This is a genomic window from Micromonospora sp. DT43 (assembly GCF_049841645.1).
Lineage (GTDB): Bacteria > Actinomycetota > Actinomycetes > Mycobacteriales > Micromonosporaceae > Micromonospora.
This window is the reverse complement of record NZ_JBNCKR010000003.1, coordinates 714,251-730,407: the sequence shown is the minus strand read 5'-3', so window position 1 is coordinate 730,407 and position 16,157 is coordinate 714,251. Positions and strand designations below refer to the sequence as shown.

At 74.3% G+C, this 16,157-nt stretch carries 12 protein-coding genes and 1 pseudogene; 10 read left to right on the top strand and 3 right to left on the bottom strand.

The features are described from left to right. The first annotated feature begins 25 nt into the window (after positions 1-25). The 3 genes and pseudogenes from ACLQ26_RS11115 (at position 26) to ACLQ26_RS11105 (ending at position 3,526) form a co-directional block, all read left to right on the top strand. Entirely contained in the window at positions 26-1,687 is a 1,662-nt protein-coding gene (locus ACLQ26_RS11115; RefSeq protein WP_425744329.1) for a trypsin-like peptidase domain-containing protein, read from the top strand. A 137-nt stretch (positions 1,688-1,824) separates the two neighbouring features. Continuing rightward, positions 1,825-2,313 (top strand): annotated as a pseudogene (locus ACLQ26_RS11110) (BON domain-containing protein); the annotation flags it as partial. Positions 2,314-2,470: 157 nt separating this feature from the next. Next, positions 2,471-3,526, top strand: coding sequence for a glycosyltransferase family 4 protein (locus ACLQ26_RS11105; RefSeq protein ID WP_425744407.1), 1,056 nt, complete (start codon positions 2,471-2,473; stop codon positions 3,524-3,526). Positions 3,527-3,541: 15 nt separating this feature from the next. Here ACLQ26_RS11105 and ACLQ26_RS11100 read toward each other — a convergent pair whose 3' ends face one another. Further along, positions 3,542-5,050, bottom strand: a complete 1,509-nt coding sequence (locus ACLQ26_RS11100) for a serine/threonine-protein kinase (protein ID WP_425744328.1) — start codon at positions 5,048-5,050, stop codon at positions 3,542-3,544. A gap of 165 nt (positions 5,051-5,215) precedes the next feature. On the opposite strand from ACLQ26_RS11100, the gene ACLQ26_RS11095 reads away from it, so the two are divergent. From ACLQ26_RS11095 to ACLQ26_RS11065, 7 genes are all read left to right on the top strand, one after another. Then, positions 5,216-6,049, top strand: coding sequence for a patatin-like phospholipase family protein (locus ACLQ26_RS11095; RefSeq protein WP_425744327.1), 834 nt, complete (start codon positions 5,216-5,218; stop codon positions 6,047-6,049). Continuing rightward, entirely contained in the window at positions 6,049-7,065 is a 1,017-nt protein-coding gene (locus tag ACLQ26_RS11090) for a 1-acyl-sn-glycerol-3-phosphate acyltransferase (RefSeq protein ID WP_425744326.1), read from the top strand. Before ACLQ26_RS11095 ends, ACLQ26_RS11090 begins: the two co-directional genes overlap by 1 nt. A 9-nt stretch (positions 7,066-7,074) precedes the next feature. Further along, positions 7,075-7,395, top strand: coding sequence for a divalent-cation tolerance protein CutA (gene cutA / locus ACLQ26_RS11085; protein ID WP_363679981.1), 321 nt, complete (start codon positions 7,075-7,077; stop codon positions 7,393-7,395). A gap of 48 nt (positions 7,396-7,443) precedes the next feature. After that, positions 7,444-11,016, top strand: coding sequence for an SCO7613 C-terminal domain-containing membrane protein (locus ACLQ26_RS11080; RefSeq protein WP_425744325.1), 3,573 nt, complete (start codon positions 7,444-7,446; stop codon positions 11,014-11,016). 133 nt (positions 11,017-11,149) lie between these two features. Then, complete coding sequence (locus ACLQ26_RS11075; RefSeq protein ID WP_425744324.1) at positions 11,150-12,202, top strand: fatty acid desaturase family protein; 1,053 nt, start codon at positions 11,150-11,152, stop codon at positions 12,200-12,202. A gap of 94 nt (positions 12,203-12,296) precedes the next feature. After that, positions 12,297-12,590 carry a 4a-hydroxytetrahydrobiopterin dehydratase gene (locus ACLQ26_RS11070; protein WP_425744323.1) on the top strand — a complete coding sequence of 98 codons (294 nt, stop codon included), beginning with the start codon at positions 12,297-12,299 and terminating at the stop codon, positions 12,588-12,590. Beyond that, complete coding sequence (locus tag ACLQ26_RS11065) at positions 12,587-13,741, top strand: FHA domain-containing protein (RefSeq protein ID WP_393300346.1); 1,155 nt, start codon at positions 12,587-12,589, stop codon at positions 13,739-13,741. The genes ACLQ26_RS11070 and ACLQ26_RS11065 overlap by 4 nt, the downstream gene beginning before the upstream one ends. A gap of 52 nt (positions 13,742-13,793) precedes the next feature. Here the strand turns inward: ACLQ26_RS11065 and rocD are convergent, their stop codons facing one another. Together rocD and ddaH are read right to left on the bottom strand one after the other, a co-directional pair. Next, positions 13,794-15,008, bottom strand: coding sequence for an ornithine--oxo-acid transaminase (rocD, locus tag ACLQ26_RS11060; RefSeq protein ID WP_425744322.1), 1,215 nt, complete (start codon positions 15,006-15,008; stop codon positions 13,794-13,796). Then, positions 15,005-15,820, bottom strand: coding sequence for a dimethylargininase (gene ddaH, locus ACLQ26_RS11055; protein ID WP_181518433.1), 816 nt, complete (start codon positions 15,818-15,820; stop codon positions 15,005-15,007). The genes rocD and ddaH overlap by 4 nt, the downstream gene beginning before the upstream one ends. Between the last annotated feature and the right edge of the window lie 337 nt (positions 15,821-16,157).

Sequence of the window (16,157 nt, the reverse complement as noted above, 5' to 3'; positions counted from 1 at the left end):
CAGTGCCCGGGGAGAAGGTAGTCCCATGACCGAGTTCGAGTCCGACCCGCAGCGCCGGCCGGCCCCCACCGACGCCGAGCCGTCGCACCCCACCGCCGAGCTGCCGCGCGACGAGCGCGCGCAGTCCGACTCTCCGACCACCCCCGTTCCGGTCGTCTCGACCGACGGGGATACCGCGCCCACCGCCGCCACCCCGGCCGTGCCCGCCGCTTCCGACGGGCCGACGGCGTCCGCCCCGCACGCCGGGCAGCCGACCGGTTACGAGCCGCCGACCGCCGGCCAGCCCACGGGGTACGAGCCGCCGACCGCCGCCGGTGCGTCCGCGCCCCCGTACCCGGTCTCCGGCCACCCGGCGCCCGGCCAGCCGGGCTACTCTGGCCAGCCTGCTCAGCCCGGCCAGCCGGGCTACCCGGGCCAGCCCGGCTACTCCGGTTACCCGCAGCCGGCCGCCGGCCAGTACCCGGGCGCCGGCTGGCACGCTGGCCAGCAGTCCGGCTGGGCCGGCGGAGGCCAGCCGGGTGCGGCCTACCCGCAGCATCCGCAGCACGCCCAGCACCAGCAGCACCACCCGGGGCAGCCCGTGCCGCCCTGGGGGCCGCAGGCCACGCCGCCCGGCTCCGGGCCTCGGCCGAGCCGGATCGCCAAGTTCGCCGGCGCCGGTGTCGCGGTGTTCGCCCTGATGCTCGGCTCCGGCGTCGCCGGTGGCGCGCTCGCGCTCGCCCTCGACGGCGACAACGGTGGCATCACCCGCACCTACTCGGCGGCCCCCGTGCTCAACAGCGCGGACCTGCCGAAGATCGCCGCGTCCGTCCAGGACAGCGTCGTCTCCATCGCCACCGACAGCGGCGAGGGCTCGGGCGTGGTGCTCACCGCCGACGGCTACGTGCTCACCAACAACCACGTGGTCGCCTCCGCCAGCGGGGACACCGTGCAGGTGGTCTTCGCCGACGGCAACAAGGCCCAGGCGAAGATCGTCGGCACCGATCCGAAGACCGACCTGGCCGTGGTGAAGGCCGACGGGGTGAGCAACCTCAAGCCGGCGAAGTTCGGCGACAGCGACGCGATGCAGGTCGGCGACCAGGTGCTCGCCCTCGGCAGCCCGCTCGGCCTCCAGGGCTCGGTGACCGCGGGCATCCTCAGCGCCCGGGACCGCACCATCCGGGCCGGCGAGGGCGGCCAGCAGCAGGACCCGAACCAGCAGAGCCAGGCGGTCAGCTCGATCTCCGGCCTGCTGCAGACCGACGCCCCGATCAACCCCGGCAACTCCGGTGGCGCGCTTGTCAACACCCGGGGTGAGGTGATCGGCGTCAACACCGCCATCGCCACCTCCGGGCAGAGCACCGGCAACATCGGCGTCGGTTTCGCCATCCCCAGCAACAAGGCCAAGGACGTCGCGGGCAAGCTCCAGCGCGGCGAGAAGGTCAGCCACCCCTCGCTCGGGGTCGGCGTCAACCAGGCCGAGGGTGGCGGTGCGCTGGTCGCCTCGATCACCACGGGCAGCCCCGCCGAGAAGGCGGGCCTCCAGCGCGGCGACGTGGTCACCCGCTTCGGCGACAAGGTGATCAACGACTCCGACGACCTGGTCGGCGCGGTGCAGGCCGGCAAGGTCGGCGACCGGGTCGAGGTGCACTTCAAGCGCGACGGCGCCGAGAAGACGGCGACCGTGACGCTCGCCGAGACGTCCTGACCGACAACTGAACCTGCCTCCTCCCTCCGGCGGCGGGTGGCGGGGCCGAGGGGGTCGGCTCCGTCACCCGCCGCTCTTTTCCGCCCGGACGGCGGTTCACCCGAAGAGGGTGAACCGCCGTCACCCGTACACCCGGCAGGTTCGGCGGGGTGCGCGTGGTGGCCGACGAGATCGAGGTACGGCTGCCCGGGACGCCGGGACGCACCGACGGCGATGTCGCCCTCGCCGCGGCCCGGGCGCTGGAGTGGGACAGTTCCGTGCCCGCCGAACGGCTGGACGTCACGGTGGCAAACGGCTGGTTGATGCTGCGCGGTGAGGTCGAGTTCGGGTGGCAGCGCCGGGCCGCCGAGGGGGAGTTGCGGCGGCTGGACGGCGTACGGGGTGTCACGAACCTGGTCGAGGTACGACCGTCCGCGCCCCCGGTCGGCGAGCGGCTGCGACAGGACGTCCGGCGAGCACTGGCGCGCACGCTCGGCGCCGAGCGCGTGACGGTGGAGGTGGACGGCGACACGCTTTTCCTTGCCGGCGTGGTCCGCTCGTGGTGGGAACGGGACCAGGTGGAACGGGTGGCGTGGTCGGCCCCGGGCGTACGGGCGGTGCACGACCAACTCCTGGTCGGCGGGTAAGCGTCCGTCTTGTCCGGTTTACCGGAGGCCGGGTGGGGAAACCGCCGCGGACCATGCCGACCGACGGCGATACCCGATCGGGGATCAACGGGGAGGACTCGTGGCCGTGAACCACCCGCCCGCCGACCGCTCGCCCGAGCGGTCGTTGCGCATCGCGATGGTGGTCCCGCCGTGGCTGTCCGTGCCGCCGCCCGGCTACGGCGGCCTGGAGCAGGTGGTGGCCGGCCTGGTCGACGCGTTGACCGCGCACGGTCACGCGGTGACGCTGTTCGGTGCCGGCGAGCAGCACGGCACCGCCGCCAGCGGATTCGTCTCCACTGTCGCCGAGGTCCAGTACGAGCGGCTCGGCGAGTCACTGCCGGAGCTGGCGCACCTGGCCCGGCTCAAACACCTGATCACGCCGGCCGACTTCGACGTGATCCACGACCACACCACTATCGGCCCGCTCGTGGCCGGCCGCCGGTCCGTGCCGACGGTGGCGACGGTGCACGGCAACCCGGTGGGGGAGTACGGCGACGTGCTCGGCGACGCCGACGAGGACGTCGCCCTGGTGGCCATCTCGCACGCCCAGCGCCGACTCAACCCGGGCCTGCCCTGGGCCGGCACCGTGCACAACGCGCTTGACCTGCGTGGCTTCCCGCGCAAGACGGTGCCCGGCCCTGGGCCGGTGCTGTGGCTGGCCCGGTTCAGCCCGGACAAGGGCCCGGACATCGCCATCCGCGCCTGCCGGGAGGCCGGGTTGCCGCTGCTGTTGGCCGGCAAGTGCAACGAGCCGGCCGAACGGCGCTACTACGAGCAGGTCGTCGCGCCGCTTGTCGACGAGGACGTGACAGTCGTGCTCAACGCCGACCGCGCCGAGACCCTGCGGATGCTCGTCGACGCCCGTTGCCTGATCATGCCGATCCAGTGGGAGGAGCCGTTCGGCATGGTGATGTTGGAGGCGATGGCGACCGGTACGCCTGTGGTCGCGCTCGACCGGGGCGCGGTACCCGAACTGGTGCGGCCCGGACTCACCGGGCTGGTCTGCCAACGGCCCGACGAGCTGCCCGCCGCGCTGCTGGCCGCCCGGGAGCTGGACCCGCAGGACTGCGTGGCGCACGTCGCCGAGAACTTCTCGGTCGAGCGGATGGCGTACGGCTACGAGGACGTCTACCGGCGCTTCGCCCTCGGGCGGCCCGCCGTCCGGGAGGCGGCCCCCGTCGCGGTCCGCTGACGGCGTCGCCCCGAATCAAACCCGTGCCGCGCCCAGCTCGGCGATGGCGACGTCGAGCCGCTGCGCGTACGCCTGGCTGATCGCCCCCTCGCCGAGGCGGACCGCTACCTTCTCGCGCAACCGGGCCACCGGCGGGGCCAGCTCGTCCCGGCCGGAGCGGACGGCGGCCAGCAGGTTGCGCAGCTCGTTGCGCAGGTCGAGGGCGACGTCGTCGCGGATTTCCCCGTCGCGCAGGCCGGCGTCGATCAGCCCGTCGACGCGGTTGGCGGCCTCCACGAGTGTGCTCGGCCCGCCGGTGGGCGCGCGGGTGGCCGGTGGCGACGACGGCGCCGGGGTCGGTCGGAACGGCTCGGTCGCCGGCGGGTCAGTCGGCGGGTCGGTCGGCACGGGCGTCACGGGGCCGGCCGACGGCTGCGCCCGGCGATCCGGCTGCTGGTCGGGCAGCAGGGCCGCACCGGCCAGCGCCACCCCGACGGCCAGCACCACCGGGATCAGGAGCAGCGCCCGCCGCCGCGACCGGCCGGGCGTCTCCTCCACGTCATCCAGCGGCGGCACTGTCGCGTCGCCCGCGTGCAGCGCCGTCGCCACCGTCGCGACGCCTGTGTGCGCCGCCCCTGTGGCGTTCGTCGGCGAGGCCGCCGACGGCAGGGCCAGGGTGGGCACCCGGATCGTGGCCGTCGGTGGCTCGGGTGGCAGGCGGTGGTCGCGCAGCGCGGTGGCGAGCTGCCGGGCGGTCGGCCGGTCCGCCGGGTCCCGGGAGAGGCTCCGCAGGCAGATCCGGGCCACCGCCGCGGGCAGCTCCGGCAGGTCGGCCAGGGTCGGCGCCGGGCCGCGGGCCAGCGCGGCGCTGAGCTGTTCCCAGGTGTCGGCCGGGTACGGCACCCGGCCGGTCAACGCCTCGTGCAGCAGGACGCCGAGCGAGTAGACGTCGGTGGCCGGCTGGGCGGGTGCGCCGTCGAGCCGTTCCGGGGCCACGTACGCCGGGGTGCCGAAGGTGCCGCCGTCCTCGTCCTCGTCCGGCGCGCCGATCCGGGTGGCGATGCCGAAGTCGAGGACCTTCACCCCCATCGCTGTCATCATGACGTTGGCCGGGGTGATGTCGCGGTGCACGATGCCCAGCCGGTGCGCGGCGGCCAACGCGTCCGCGACCTGGGCGCCCACCTCGACCGCCTCCGGCCACGGCAGCGGGCCCTCGGTGAGCCGCAGCTCCAACTCCTCGCCGCTGAGCAGCTCCATCACCACGAATGACGTGATGGACCCGTCCGGGTCGACCGTCTCGCCGTAGTCGTGCACCGACGTCACGTGCGGGTGCACCAACTGGGCTGCGGCTCGCGCCTCCTCCCGCACCATGTCGCGGAACCGCGCGTCGGCGGCGAGCGACGGCGCGAGCACCTTGAGCGCCACGACGCGGTCGAGCACCTCGTCCCGTGCGCGCCAGATCACCGACATGCCGCCGGCACCGATCTGGTCGATGAGTCGGTACCTGCGGGCCAGCAATCGGCCCGGATGCAGCGCTGCCTTCACTTATCGCACCTGCCCTCTGGGGTGGGAGCGGTATCAGGTTGCGCGAATGTGTCCTGCCTGTCAACGCCGATGCGGTGGATCGTCGGCGGACGGCGGCCGGGGCGCGCCCACCGCTGCTCGGCGGCGGCCCGTCGGTCGGCGGCGGGCGCGTGCCAGGATGAGGACATGGCGGCGGGACCGGTGGCGTTCGTGCTCGGTGGTGGCGGGGTGCTCGGCGCCGTCGAGGTGGGCATGCTGCGGGCCCTGTTCCGCGCCGGTATCCAACCCGACATGGTGCTCGGCACCTCGATCGGCGCGGTCAACGGCGCGTTGGTCGCCGCCGACCCGTCCGAGGCGGTGACCGACCGGCTGGTCCGGCTCTGGGCCTCACCCGAGGCCAGCGAGGTGTACGGCGATTCGGTCGCCCGGCAACTGCGCCGCTTCGCCGCCCGCACCCACCTGCACTCGCCCCGGCCTCTGCGCCGGCTGCTGGAATCCGAACTGGGCGTCGACACCACCTTCGCCGATCTGCGGGTGCCGTTCCGCTGCTGCGCCGCGCACATCGAGCGGGCCGCCGAGCACTGGTTCTCCACCGGCCCGGTGGTGCCGGCCGTGCTGGCGTCGGCCTCGGTGCCGGGCCTGCTCCCGCCCACCGAGATCGACGGCGCGCACTACGTCGACGGCGGCATCGTGAACTCCATCCCGATCGGCGAGGCGGTGGCCGCGGGCGCCGGCCAGATCTTCGTCCTCCAGGTGGGCCGGATCGAGCGGGAGCTGACGCCGCCCCGGCGGCCGTGGGAGATCGCGCAGGTCGCGTTCGAGATCTCCCGCCGGCACCGCTTCTTCCGCGAGATGGCCGCGCTGCCCGAGGGGGTGGAGGTGCACGTCCTGCCGACCGGTGGGCTGAACCCACGCGACGACACCCCGTGGGCGTACCGGGACATGGCGGCGGTGGGACGGCGGATCAGCCGGGCGTACACCGCGTCGCGCCGCTACCTCGCCGCCAACGTGGAGCGCTGATGCCGCTGCCTCCCAGGTGGCTGCGGCGGCTGCTGATCGCCCCCGGCGTGGTGCTGCTCGCGATCGCCGTGGTGACGACGCTGCCGGTCTGGGCGCTGCTCGCGGCGGCCGCCTCGCCGCTGGTCCCGGGCCGGCTACGCCCCCTGCGGCTGCTCTGGATCGGCTGCGTCTACCTGGTCTGGGACGCTGCCGCACTGCTCGCGCTGTTCGTCCTGTGGCTCGCGTCCGGCTTCGGTTGGCGCAGCCGGTCTCCGGCCTTCCAGCGCGCGCACTACGTGTTGGCCGGCTGGTTCCTGCGGGTGCTGTTCTGGCAGGCGCGCTGGTCGCTGCGGCTGCACATCGACGTGGTCGGCACGGACCCGGACACCGCGTTGCCCGGCCGGCCCGAACTGGTGCTCTGCCGGCACGCCGGGCCGGGCGACTCGTTCATCCTGATCCACGGGCTGGTCAACTGGTTCCACCGGGAGCCGCGGATCGTGCTGAAGGACAGCCTCCAGTGGGACCCGGCCATCGATGTGCTGCTCAACCGCCTGCCCACCCGGTTCATCGCGCCCACACCGGAGCGCGGCGAGGAGACGGTACGCCAGGTCGGTCACCTGGCCACCGGGCTGGACGACGACGACGCCTTCGTGATCTTCCCGGAGGGCGGCAACTTCACCCCCAAGCGGCGACTGCGGGCCATCGCCCGGCTGCGGTCCCTCGGCCTGGAACGGATGGCGCAGCGCGCCGAACGGATGCGCCACGTGCTCGCCCCGCAGCCCGGCGGGGTGCTCGCCGCGTTGGACGCAGCCCCGGACGCCGGGGTCATCTTCGTCGCCCACACCGGACTGGACCGGATGCTCACCGTCGCCGATGTGTGGCGGGAACTGCCCATGGACAAGCGGATCGTGATGCGGTTCTGGTCGGTGCCCCCGGAGGAGGTGCCCACGGAACGGCAGCAGCGCATCGACTGGCTGTTCGACTGGTGGGCGCAGATTGACACGTGGATCGCGGCCAATCGGGACGGCGCCGCGTAGGGTGCGCTCGTGGACCAGATCAGCGTGGTGACGACGGTGGTGGATGCGCGTTCGGTTGCGGACGTGCTGGCGGCCGCGGCCGTCGCCGGGCGGCTCGCCGCCTGTGCCCAGGTCGGCGGTCAGGTGGACAGCACCTACTGGTGGCGATCCGGGGTGGAGACGAGCACCGAGTGGTCCGTGCAGTTCAAGACCGCACCGGATCGGTTGGCCGCGCTTGTGGACCAGATCCGTGCCAGCCACCCGTACGAGGTTCCGGAGATCCTGGTGTCGCGGGTGGACAGTGGTGACCCCGCGTACGCCGCGTGGGTGCACGACCACACCCGACCCTAGGTACGCGCACTCTGTGCCGTTGCCGGTCGGTATCTCGATGATGACCGGGTGGACGACACCCGCTATCCCTGCCCCGCCTGCGGCGCCCCGGCCGATCTGAGCGCCGGTTGCGCCGGCTGCCGCCGCCCACCGGACCCGGTCGCGGCAGAGGTGGTCCGACTGGGGCGGGAGGTGGCTCGGCTCGAGCCCGAGGTGGAGCGGGCACGTCTGGCGTACACCGAGTTGGCCGGGCTGTTGGCGGCCACCTCGCGGCGGCGGACCGAGTTGGCGGCGGTCGTCCGCGCGGGGTTGGCGGCGGGTGCCCCGGTCGTCGGGCCGCCGTCGGTCGTCGCGTCCACCGCGCCCGGTGGCTCGGTGGGGCATGCCCCGCCGGGGGCGGCGGAGACGTCGACCCGGACGGTGCAGGGGCTGCTGTTCGTCCTCGGTGGACTCCTGCTCGGCACGGCGGCCGTCGTCTTCACGGCGGTGGCCTGGGCGGCCGTGGGGGTGGGTGGCCGGGCGCTGATCCTGGCGGCGGTCACGGCGCTCGTCCTGGCCGGCCCGCTGCTGGCGGTCCGCCGGGGGTTGCGGGGCACGGCGGAGACGTTCGCCGCCGTGGGGCTGCTGCTGGTGGTGCTGGACGGGTACGCCGCCTGGTCGGTGAACCTGGCCGGCGTGGCCGGTTGGCCGGGCACCAGGTACGCCGCGCTGGTCGGGGGGGCCAGCGCGGCGGTCGCTGCGGCGTACGGCCGGTGGAGCGGGTTGACCGGGCCCTGGTTCGCCGGCCTGCTGGCGGCGCAGCCGGTGCTGCCGCTGCTCGCGGCGGACGCCGAGCCCGGCGCGGCCGGCTGGGCGCTGGTGCTGCTCGGGGTGGCCCTGCTGGACCTGGCGGTGCTGGCCGCCCTGCGCGGTGGGGAGGGGGCGGGCCGCGTCGCCGGTCGGGTGCTCGCCGGGGTGGGCCACGTCGGCGCGCTCGTCGCCGCCGCCGCGTGTGCCCTGGCGCCGTTGCTGCTGGGGCGGGCGGCGGGGTCGCCGCTGCTGGCGGGGGTGCCCCTGCTGCTGGTCGCGGTGACAGGTCTCGGCGCGGCTCTGCTGGTCGGTTTCGCGGCGCTGCGGGCGGTGGCCGCGGGCGTGCTGGTTCCGGTGCTCGCCGCCGCGGTGCTGCGCCCGGTGGGTGAGCTGCGCCCGTCGCTGCTGTTGCTCGCGGCGGCGACGGTGGCGCTCGTGCTGGCCGGGGCGGTGCGGCTGCTGCCGACCGGTTGGCGGGCCGGGCCGCGCGCCGGGTCGCTGCTGGTCGCGGCGGGGACGGCGCAGATAGCCATGGTGATCACGGGTGTGCTGGCGGTCGCCGCCGCCGGCCGATCGCTGCCGCCGTGGCACGGGGCCGGGTGGGGGCCGGACCTGAGCTGGGGCTGGCAGGTGGCGCCCGGCGTCGCGCTGGCGCTGGGCGCGACGGCGTTGCTGCTGCCCCGCAGCGGGTGGGCGCTGCTCGCCTCGGCCGGTGCGGTGGCGGTGCTGCTCGCCGTGCCGGCCGGCTGGACGGCGTCGTGGGCGACTGTGGTGGCCGTCGACCTGGCGGGTGGGGTCGCGCTCGTGCTCGCCGTGCTGGCTCGCCCGGCCATCCGCCCGGCTGCCCTGCTCGGCGGGGCGCTCGGCGGGGCCGTCCTGGTCGGGCACGCGCTGCTGGTGGCCCTGGCCGATCCGGTCGGCGTGGTGGTGGTGTTGGGCACGAGCGCCGTACTCGGGGTGGCGGCGGCGTCGCGTCGTGGTGGGGCGTACCGCCGGGTGGCGGGCACGGGTCTGCTGATCGCGCAGCTCACGCTCCCCGGCATCGCCGCGGTGGCGCTGTTCGCCGCCGGCGCGCCGCCGTGGTGGCAGGCCCGGCTCGCCCTGTGCGCCGCCGGGCTTGCGCTGGTCACGGTGCTCGCGGTGCGTCGCCTGCGGGTCGACCTGCTCGGGTACGCGGTCACGGGCGCCGTGGTCGCGGTGCTCGCGGCCGGGGTCGCGCCGCTGGTGGCGGCGGGGAACGAGCCCGTGACGCTGTACGCCGCGCTGGCGGCGCTGGGCGTCGCGCTCGTCGTCCGCCGGGACCTGCCGGCTGCCGGTGACGAGCCGGGCGGGCTGGGGGAGCGCTCGGTGGTCGGGGAGCGGTCGGGTGACGGAGTGCCTGTGGTGCGCGCCGACGGGCCGCCCGGATCGGGGGATCCGGGGGTCGGGCAACCGGCGGCGGTCGGGCGGGCATCGGCGGTCAGGCCGTCGGATGTGCTGGTGGCGGCGGAGGTCGTGCTGGCGGGGGTAGCGGTGCTAGCCGCGCTGCCGGCGGTGCTCCTGGCGCTGATCGCCCCGTACGGCAGCCGGTGGGTGGTCTGGTCGGGTGCGCCGACGGCCGTCGCCGACCGGGGGATGGTCCCCGTCGGGCTGGCGCTCGTCGCGGTGGCGGTGGCGGCGGTGCTGACCGGTCGGCGGGTGCGCCCGCCGCTGCTTGCCGCTCTGCCGTTCGCCGCCGCCGCGCTGCCGGTGCTGCTGGTCGCCGTGGGCGCGCCGTGGCCGGTGCTGCCGGTCGCCACCCTGCTCGTCGGGGTGTCCACGCTGCTCCTCGCCGCCCTGGTGGTGCCGCGTCCGGCGTTGAAGCCGATCGCCGTACCCGTGGGGGTGGTGCTGGTCGCGACAGGCGTGACCGGGCTCCTGGCGACCCGGGCCGGCACGCTCGCGGCCGAGGGCGCGCTTGTGGTGGCGGCGGTGGTCGTCGCGGTCGGCGGGCGGGCGGTCGGGGCACGCGTCGTCGGGACCGTCGCGGCGGTGGTGGCGGCGTGTGCGCTGGCGGTGACCGCTCCGCTCGCCGGCGGGCTGCCGGTGCGGGCGGCGGCGTACCCGTTGCTGGGAGTGGCCGTGCTGATCCTGGCCGCCGCCGCCGCGACCAGGCCGGCGCGGGTGGTCGCTGCCGGCGTCGCGACCGGGCGGAGGCCAACGGCGCCGGCGCCGGTCGGGCGGGTGCTGGACGCCGCCGCGCAGGCGGTGGCGGTGGTGGCGGCGGTGCTCACCGTCGAGGCGGCGCGGCACCTCGCGACCGTCTGTGTGCTGTGGGGCGCGGCCGTCGCGCTACGGCTGCTGCGGCGGGGCGAGCCGGTCGGTCGACGGTGGCGGTTCGCCGTCATTGCCGGGACCAGCGAGCTGCTCGGGGCGTGGGTGCTGCTCGCCGCCGGTGGGGTGACCGTGCTGGAGGCGTACACGGTGCCGGCTGCGGTGCTCGCCCTCGGCGCGGGCCTGCTGGCGTTGCGGGCCCGGCCGGGACTGACCAGCTGGCCGGCGCTCGGCCCGGGGCTCGTCGCCGCGCTGCTGCCGAGCCTGGCGTCGGTGCTGGCCGGGCCGGACCCGCAGCCGTGGCGGCGGTTGCTGCTCGGCGGAGCGGCGCTGGGCGTTGTGCTCGCCGGCGCCACCCGCCGCTGGCAGGCTCCGGTGCTGCTCGGCGGCGCGGTGCTGGCGGTCCTGGCGCTGCATGAACTGGTCCGTGGCTGGGACCTGCTGCCGCGCTGGATCTACCTGGGTGCCGGCGGACTGGCGCTGATCGGGCTGGCCGCCAGCTACGAGCGGCGGCGTCGTGACCTGGCGCGACTACGCGCCGTGGTGGCCCGGCTGGGCTGAACCGAAGCTGGGGGTAGGGCCCGCCCTACCCCCCATTCGGGGGTTGCCAGGGTTACTCAGCGCAACCGATGCGGGAAGACTGCCATTGACCCCGAACCATCCCGGTTCGGGCGCAAGCGGAACGGGAGCAGTAATGGCGCTCGGAGCGGTGGCGGAACCGCCGGTACGACGGCGGGGTAGTGACTACGCACAGTTGTCCCGACGGATCAGTCAGGCCGGTCTGCTGGAGCGGCGCCCTGCCTCGTACGTTGCCCGCCTCGTGCTCACCCTCGGCGCCTTCGTGGCCGGTTGGGTCGCCGTGTTCCTCGTCGGCGACTCCTGGTGGCAGGTGGCGCTCGCGGCCGTGATGGCGGTGGCCACCACCCAGGTCGCGTTCCTCGGTCACGACGCCGGGCACCGCCAGATGTTCCGTCGACGCTTTCCCAGCGAGGTCGTGGGGCTGGTCGCCGGCAACGCGGCGGTGGGGATCAGCTACGGCTGGTGGGTCGACAAGCACAACCGGCACCACGCCAACCCGAACCACGAGGACGAGGACCCGGACGTCGGAGCGGGCGCTCTGGTGTGGACTCCCGAACAGGCGCTGGAAACCCGGGGCGCGCACCGCTGGATGGCCAGCCGGCAGGCGTACCTCTTCTTCCCGCTGCTCTTCCTGGAGGGCCTGAGCCTGCACGTGGCGAGCATCCGGGCGATCATCGGCCGGGAGCAGAGCGGCCGGTACGCGACCCCGATGCGGCACCGCGCGGTCGAGGCCGGGCTGCTCCTCGCACACACCGTCGGTTACGTGGCGCTGCTGCTGGCGGTCATGTCGCCGGGCAAGGCGCTTGTCTTCGCCGCCGTGCACCAGGGGCTGTGGGGCCTCTACATGGGCTGCGCGTTCGCGCCGAACCACAAGGGCATGCCGATGCCGACCGCCGAGGACGAGCTGGACTTCCTGCGTAAGCAGGTGCTGACGTCCCGCAACGTGCGGGGCAGCCGGCTGGTCGACACGGCGCTGGGCGGGCTCAACTACCAGATCGAGCACCACCTGTTCCCGAACATGCCCCGGGCGAACCTGCGCCGGGCGCAGCCGATCGTCCGCGCCTACTGCGTCGAGCAGGGCATCTCGTACGCGGAGACCGGGCTGATCGAGTCGTACCGGCAGGCGCTCGGCCACCTGCACGAGGTGGGCCGGCCGCTGCGCGGCTGAACGACCCGACGTGAGACCGGTCGGCGGGGCGGCATCCGATGATGCCGCCCCGCCGAGCGTTTCTGGCCGCCTCCGCCACCGGTAGGGTCTGCTCATGGCAGACCTGCTCACCGCGGACGCGGTGCGGAAAGAGCTGGGCGGGTTGTCCGACTGGTCGGGTGACCCGACCGGCATCGGCCGTACCGTCCAGCTCGGCAGTTTCCCGGACGCCATCGCGGTGGTGGACCGGGTGGCGGCGGTGGCCGAGGAGCTCGACCACCATCCCGACATCGACATCCGATGGCGGACCCTGACCTTCCGCTGTGTCACGCACTCGGCCGGTGGGGTCACCCACCGGGACTTCGAGCTGGCCCGGCGGATCGACGACATCGTCCGGAGTGCGGCATGAGATTCGAGATCAGCAAGGTTCTGGACGCCATCGAGGGGCGGGTCTGCACCGACCCGTCACTGGCCCGCGCGGTGCTCGACCTGGCCGAGATCATCCGCTACCAGGACATCGACGGTGGCCGGCCGGCGAGCCTGCTGCGCCTCGGCATGGTCATCGACGCGCTCTCCCGCGAACTGGAGGAGGACAGCGTCCAGGTGTACGCCGTGGTGCACCGCGCGCTGCTCTCGGACGCCGACCTGACCTCCAACGAGCGGATGGTCGTTCGCCGCTGGGCCGACGACGGGCTCGTCGAGGTGCTCGACAACCCGGGTGACCGGATGCTGGAGGTCGCCGACCTGCTCGGTCTGCCGGTGCTCAGCCGGGTCCGCTTCGACGGGCTGCGCGGGCGGTTCCCGTGGCTGGTCGAGCAGCCCGGTCGGGTCGTCGCCCCGGTGCCGGGCGCCGGCGGGCCGGTCTTCATCGCGCACGTCGGCGGCGGGCACGCCCCGGTGAGCGGCACGCGTTCGCCGACCGGGGCGAAGCTGCTGGCCCGGCAGTGGCGCTGCCCGGAGTCGGGCTGCGCGTTGTTCGGCAGCGGTGGTGGAGGCGGCGCGTTCGCCGACCTGGCCGGGGGAGCGGATCGCAGCCCGGCCGCGCAACCGCCGCCCTCGCTGCGCAACGGCGTACCAACCTGCCCCCGACACGGCGCGCGCCTCGGTGACGGCGGGCCTCGACCGCGTACGGAGGTGCTCGCGGTGCGCGTGGGTGGCCTGGTCCGGCGGCGGTTCGTGCTGAGCGAGGAGCAACCGGTGGTGGCCGGCCGGGCACCCGAGCAGGACGGCGGGATCATGCTCGGGCAGTGGCTCAACGACGAGGCCCGGCGCTGGATCAGCCGTGGTCACGTCCGCTTCGAGCTGCGGGTCGGCGAGGTCATCGTGACCGATGTCAGCACCAACGGGTCCGGCATCCGGCCGTCCGGGTCGATGAACGAGGCGGATCGGATCCCGCTGGCCCCGCAGCAGTCCCGGGTGCTGGGCGAGAACGACATGATCGAGTTGTACCCGGGGGTGCAGATCGGCCGTGCCGAGGAGTTGCCGACCGGCGCCCCGTTCACCCCCACCTCGGTGATGGCCGAGGCCCCGACGATGGCCATGCGCCTACCCCGCCCCTGACGCGGAAGGCGGGCGCCGGAACTCCGACGCCCGCCTTCCAACAGTTCCTGGGTCAGCCGCCCAGCACCTCGGCCAGCGTGGCCACCGCGAGGTCGATCTCCTCTTCGGTGATCACCAGCGGCGGGGCGAGCCGGATGGTCGAGCCGTGGGTGTCCTTGGCGAGCACGCCGCGTTCGGCGAGTCGCTCGCAGGCCTCCCGGCCGGTCATCAGCGCCGGGTCGATGTCCAGGCCGGCCCACAGCCCGCGCACCCGCACCGCCACGAGGCCCTTGCCGAGCAGGCCCTCCAGGCCGGCCCGCAGCCGCTCGCCCAGCTCGGCCGAGCGCCGCTGGAACTCGCCGGTGGCCAGCAGCCGGACGACCTCGATGGCCACCGCGCACGCCAGGGGGTTGCCGCCGAAGGTGGAGCCGTGCTGGCCGGGCTTGAGCACGCCGAGCACGTCGGCGTTCGCGGCCACCGCGGACACCGGCACGATGCCGCCGCCGAGCGCCTTGCCCAGCAGGTACATGTCCGGCACGACGCCCTCGTGGTCACAGGCGAACGTCCGACCGGTACGCCCCAGACCGGACTGGATCTCGTCGGCGATGAACAGCACGTCGCGCTCGGTGCAGACCCGGCGTACGCCCGGCAGGTAGCCCTCCGGCGGCACCACCACGCCCTGCTCGCCCTGGATGGGCTCCAGCAGCACGGCCACCGTGTTCTCGTCGATGGCGGCGGTCAGCGCGTCCAGGTCGCCGTACGGCACGACAGTGAAGCCCGGGGTGTACGGCCCGAAGTCGGCGCGGGCGTCCTCGTCGGTGGAGAAGCTGACGATGGTCGTCGTCCGGCCGTGGAAGTTGCCCTCGGCGACCACGATGTTGGCCTGGCCCGGGGTGACGCCCTTGACCTGGTAGCCCCACTTGCGGGCCACCTTGATCCCGGTCTCCACCGCCTCCGCGCCGGTGTTCATCGGCAGCACGAGGTCCTTGCCGCACAGCTCGGCCAGCTCCCGGCAGAAGTCGGCGAACTGGTCGTGGATGAACGCGCGGCTGGTAAGCGTGAGCCGGTCCAGTTGCGCGTGCGCGGCGGCGATGAGCTGCGGGTGCCGGTGGCCGAAGTTCAGCGCCGAGTAGCCGGCCAGGCAGTCCAGGTAGCGCTTGCCGTCCACGTCGGTGAGCCACGCGCCCTCGGCGGACGAGATCACCACCGGAAGCGGGTGGTAGTTGTGCGCGGTGTACTTCTCCGCGTCCCGGACGGCGGACGGGGTTCGCAGCATGTCCTCGATCACTTGCTTGCCTTTCCCTGACGGAGTCGCAGCGTGCAGCACTTCGGTCCGCCGCCGGCCTTACGTAGCTCGGACAGGTCGACCCCGATGGTCTCGTAGCCCCGGTCGCGCAGCTTGGCGGCCAGGTCGGTGGCCTGCGCGGGCAGCACGACGTGCCGGCCGTCGCTCACCGCGTTCAGGCCGAGCACCTCGGCGTCGGCCATGGTGGCGTGCACCGCGTCGGGGAAGAGCCGGCGCAGCACGGCCTGGCTGCCGGGGGAGAACGCCTCCGGCAGGTACGCCACGGTCCGCTCGTCGAGCACTGTCAGCGCGGTGTCCAGGTGGTAGAAGCGCGGGTCGACGAGCTGCATGGTGATCACCGGGTAGCCGAAGACCTCCTGCAACTGGGCGTGCGCGGCGTGGGCGGTGCGGAAGCCGGTGCCGGCCAGCAGGTGGTCACCGGCGAGCAGGACGTCGCCCTCGCCCTCGTTGACGTGCTTCGGGTCGTACATCTCGAAGCCGGCGGCCTCGAACCAGGCCCGGTAGGCCGGTGCCTCGTCGGCGCGCTGCGGGTCGCGGAACTGCACGGCCATCGCCTTGCCGTCGATCACGGTGCCGCCGTTGGCGGCGAAGACCATGTCGGGCAGGCCGGGCACCGGAGTGATCTCCTCGACGGTGTGGCCCAGGTCCAGGTACGTCTGGCGCAGCTGCTCCCACTGGCGGACGGCGAGCGCGGCGTCGACAGGCGCGCTCGGGTCCATCCAGGGGTTGATCGCGTAGTCGACGGCGAAGTACGTCGGCCGGCACATCAACAGGCGCTGGCTGGTGGCGTCCATCGTCATTGTCCTGCTCCCAGGGGTCGGGCGCGCCCGGCCTCCGTGGCCCACGGGCTGGCGCCGTTGCTCAACGCTATGCGCCCGGGACGGCAGGATCCACCACCGAGAGTTGCGCAGACCGAACATTCGTTGCGTCTGGGCGGCCTGCGGCTGCGATTCGTTGTGTAGAGGGCCATCGGAGTCGTGAAAACGCTTCGGGGCCCGGCGAACCGGGCCCCGGAAACACTTCAGGGGCGGCGAACCGCCGCCCCTGAAAGGGTGTGCCCGGCCGGTGAATCACCGGGTGGTCGGGCTGCCGGCGAACCGCCGGGTCTTCGCCGGTGCATCACCGGCGAGC

Excerpts from the sequence above, each read along its gene's own strand:
- ACLQ26_RS11115 (WP_425744329.1), top strand. The coding sequence starts at position 26 with ATGACCGAGTTCGAGTCCGACCCGCAGCGCCGGCCGGCCCCCACCGAC.
- ACLQ26_RS11105 (WP_425744407.1), top strand. The coding sequence starts at position 2,471 with ATGGTGGTCCCGCCGTGGCTGTCCGTGCCGCCGCCCGGCTACGGCGGC.
- ACLQ26_RS11095 (WP_425744327.1), top strand. The coding sequence starts at position 5,216 with ATGGCGGCGGGACCGGTGGCGTTCGTGCTCGGTGGTGGCGGGGTGCTC.
- ACLQ26_RS11090 (WP_425744326.1), top strand. The coding sequence starts at position 6,049 with ATGCCGCTGCCTCCCAGGTGGCTGCGGCGGCTGCTGATCGCCCCCGGC.
- ACLQ26_RS11075 (WP_425744324.1), top strand. The coding sequence starts at position 11,150 with ATGGCGCTCGGAGCGGTGGCGGAACCGCCGGTACGACGGCGGGGTAGT.
- ACLQ26_RS11070 (WP_425744323.1), top strand. The coding sequence starts at position 12,297 with ATGGCAGACCTGCTCACCGCGGACGCGGTGCGGAAAGAGCTGGGCGGG.
- ACLQ26_RS11065 (WP_393300346.1), top strand. The coding sequence starts at position 12,587 with ATGAGATTCGAGATCAGCAAGGTTCTGGACGCCATCGAGGGGCGGGTC.
- ddaH (WP_181518433.1), bottom strand. The coding sequence starts at position 15,820 with ATGGACGCCACCAGCCAGCGCCTGTTGATGTGCCGGCCGACGTACTTC.